Origin of the sequence: uncultured Fretibacterium sp. (assembly GCF_963544685.1) — a bacterium.
In the GTDB taxonomy this organism is placed as follows: Bacteria; Synergistota; Synergistia; order Synergistales; family Aminobacteriaceae; genus CAJPSE01.
Genome location: NZ_CAUUGJ010000190.1, coordinates 1 through 2721 on the forward strand (window position 1 = coordinate 1; position 2721 = coordinate 2721).

Sequence of the window (2721 nt, forward strand, 5' to 3'; positions counted from 1 at the left end):
CTTTACCGGTCCGATCTCGAGGCGCTCTATCCCCGGCCCTTCCGGGCTCAGGTGGAGGACGCCTGCAAAACCTATGGAGTCGAGGATCACTTCGTCTGGGCCGTCATGCGGCAGGAGAGTGCTTTCAAGCCCAGGGCCACGAGCCATGTCGGCGCGTCCGGCCTCATGCAGCTCATGCCGGGCACGGCCAAAGGCGAGGCCAAGCGGATGGGGCTGAAGAAATACAACATCTACAATATAAAGGACAATATCTCTATGGGGACCTCTCACCTGTCTTGGCTCGGCAGGTCCTTCGCGCGGGAGGACTGGATCATGGCCGCCTACAACGCGGGGTCGGGCAACGCCCGCAAATGGCTCGGGGATGGCCGGGATGCCCTGGAGCCCGACCGGTGGATCGAGGAGGTCCGTTTCAACGAGACCTGCGATTACGTCCAGAAGGTCTCGGGCAATCTGGCCGTTTATCGTATGCTCTACGGTGGGGCGGAGGCCGCTAAGGAAGGAAAATCGGCGTCGCCGTCCCCGGAAGATGCGGAGGAGGAGCTTCCCCTCGAGGACGGCACGGAGGTCGTGAACTGAAAGGAAACGAACGGCCGATGGAGTCCTTCTATCGGGCGGCTTTGGATCGTTTGGCCCCTGGGGAGAGGCTTCGGGAACGCAGCCGGGATATTCCGTACACCCTTTCGCTGCATGCTCTGGCGCGTTTTTTTTTCGAGACGGGAGGGCGTCAGGGATGGCTCCCCGTCAGGGGGACCATCCTGGCAGCCGTCTCGGGGGGTGGGGATTCCCTGGCGCTCCTGTGGCTTTTCCGAGCGCTTTACGGGGGGCCCGTCCTGGCCGTACATGTGAATCACGGCATTCGAGGCGCGGAGTCCGATGCGGATGCGTCTTTCGTGCGGCGGATGGCTGCGGCTTGGGATGTCGGCTTTCGCGAGGTCCGTATCGATGTGCCCCGAGGAAGGGTGCGGGGGGAGTCGCTCGAGGCCGCCGCCAGGAGAATGCGGTATGAGGGCCTGACCCGTGCAGCGGAGGACTGCGGCGCCGTGGGAATCGCCCTGGGGCACAATCGGGACGATGTGGCGGAGACGGTGCTCTTCAACCTCATCCGTGGTACGGGGGTCCGTGGGTGTGTGGGGATGCCCGAGAGGCGGGGCCTTTTTTTTCGGCCGCTCCTTTCCCTGAGGAGGGGATTTTTGAGGGATATCCTGCGTTGCCGCGGGATCCCCTGGCGCGAGGACAGCTCGAACGAGGACCTGAGGCACACGCGCAACTTCCTTCGGCGGTCGCTTCTGCCCCTGGCGGTGGAGCGGGTGAACGCAGGGGCCGTCGAGCATCTGGCGGCGTTTGCCGAGGAGATGCGCGGGTATCGGGAGGAGGAGGAGCGGCGCGGCGCCGAACTGGCCGAGTCCTTGGGGGTAGGGCGTTTTGCTCTGCCGGTCGAGATGGGGCGTGAGGCCCTCGCCGGATTGTCCCTCCGGGATCGGGCCCTTCTGATTCGTGAGCTGGCGCGCCGTTTGAAGTTGCCCGTCCTGTCCCGGGCGCGCTGTCTGGAGCTTGCCCGTCTGCTGGGTGGCAGGAAGGGCTTCCGGTTCTTTTGGGGAGGGGGCGTGACGGTCAGAGGCGGTTCCTCCCTTGTCTCTTGGGAGCGGCAGCCTGATGGGGCGGTCCCTTTTTGAGCCTTTCGCCCTTTTTCATGGTTTCGAGGAGGTTGGGGTTGTGGTGGAGCAGGAATACAGGATCGACAAGGTTTTGTTTTCGCGCGGGGAGATCGCGGAGCGCATCTCCGATTTGGCCGGCCGGATTGCGGCGGACATGCGGGGCAGGGAGCTTCTGGTGGTGGGGATCCTCAACGGAGCCGTATTTTTCCTGACCGATCTCGTGCGGAGGATGCCCGAGGATCTGGACGTCCGCGTCGATTTCATGTCCGTCTCATCCTATGAAAACGCGACGAAGAGCAGCGGCGTCGTGCGCATCCTGCGGGACATCGGGAGCAGTATCGAGGACAGGCACGTCCTTATCGTCGAGGACATCATCGACACGGGATACACCCTCTCCTACCTGCTGGAGCTCCTCCACGCCCGTAAACCCGCAAGCCTCAAGACCTGCGTGTTGCTGGACAAAAGCGCACGGCGCGAGGTGGCGGTTCATGTGGACTACTGCGGCTTCTCCATGCCCGATGCCTTCGTCGTGGGGTATGGGCTGGATTACGCGGGACGGTGGCGCCACCTCCCGGATATCCACTCGGTCAGTGCCGTCGGTTCCTGAGACTTTTCCATGGCACAAGATCCTTAAGAAAGCGCTGATTTAATCCATGCCCCCCTGTTAAATTTTTAAGGAAGCGCTGGAGATTTTTGCCTATAGATGTTTTGCATATTTAATCCCGGCAAAATATGCGTTTTTGTTTTAATCGGCGCTTCCTTGATTCCTTGCGGGGTTTCTCGTTTTATTTGTCCCCGGCCTGGTGTTAGAATTATAAAGTTGGCGTATATCCGTCGTCTATTTCTCTTGAGGGGCGAACGGAACTTTTATCCTGCGCCAAAAGGGTTTATTGCATTCTTTTATCTCATTCTCCGCCCCCGGGGCGGGGTATATTCGGAGAGGTGGCGATGTCTTGGGGCGGATAGTCAAGAACCTGGGCCTTTATCTGATCCTCATTCTTCTGGTGGTCAGTGTGGTCAACATGTTCCTCACGCCGGAGCAGGCTCAGAAGCCGTACAGCGAGGT

The 2721-nt window shown here is 61.0% G+C and carries 3 protein-coding genes; all 3 read left to right on the forward strand.

Features of this window, described 5'->3' with window-relative positions:
• The coding region (locus ABLA28_RS11300; protein WP_347713749.1) for a lytic transglycosylase domain-containing protein at positions 1 to 576 on the forward strand (576 nt) is incomplete at its 5' end.
• 17 nt (positions 577 to 593) lie between these two features.
• Entirely contained in the window at positions 594 to 1673 is a 1080-nt protein-coding gene (gene tilS / locus ABLA28_RS11305) for a tRNA lysidine(34) synthetase TilS (RefSeq protein WP_347713750.1), read from the forward strand.
• Positions 1674 to 1713: 40 nt separating this feature from the next.
• Positions 1714 to 2262, forward strand: a complete 549-nt coding sequence (hpt, locus tag ABLA28_RS11310) for a hypoxanthine phosphoribosyltransferase (protein ID WP_314718948.1) — start codon at positions 1714 to 1716, stop codon at positions 2260 to 2262.
• Positions 2263 to 2721 lie beyond the last annotated feature (459 nt).

Excerpts from the sequence above, each read along its gene's own strand:
- tilS (WP_347713750.1), top strand. The coding sequence starts at position 594 with ATGGAGTCCTTCTATCGGGCGGCTTTGGATCGTTTGGCCCCTGGGGAG.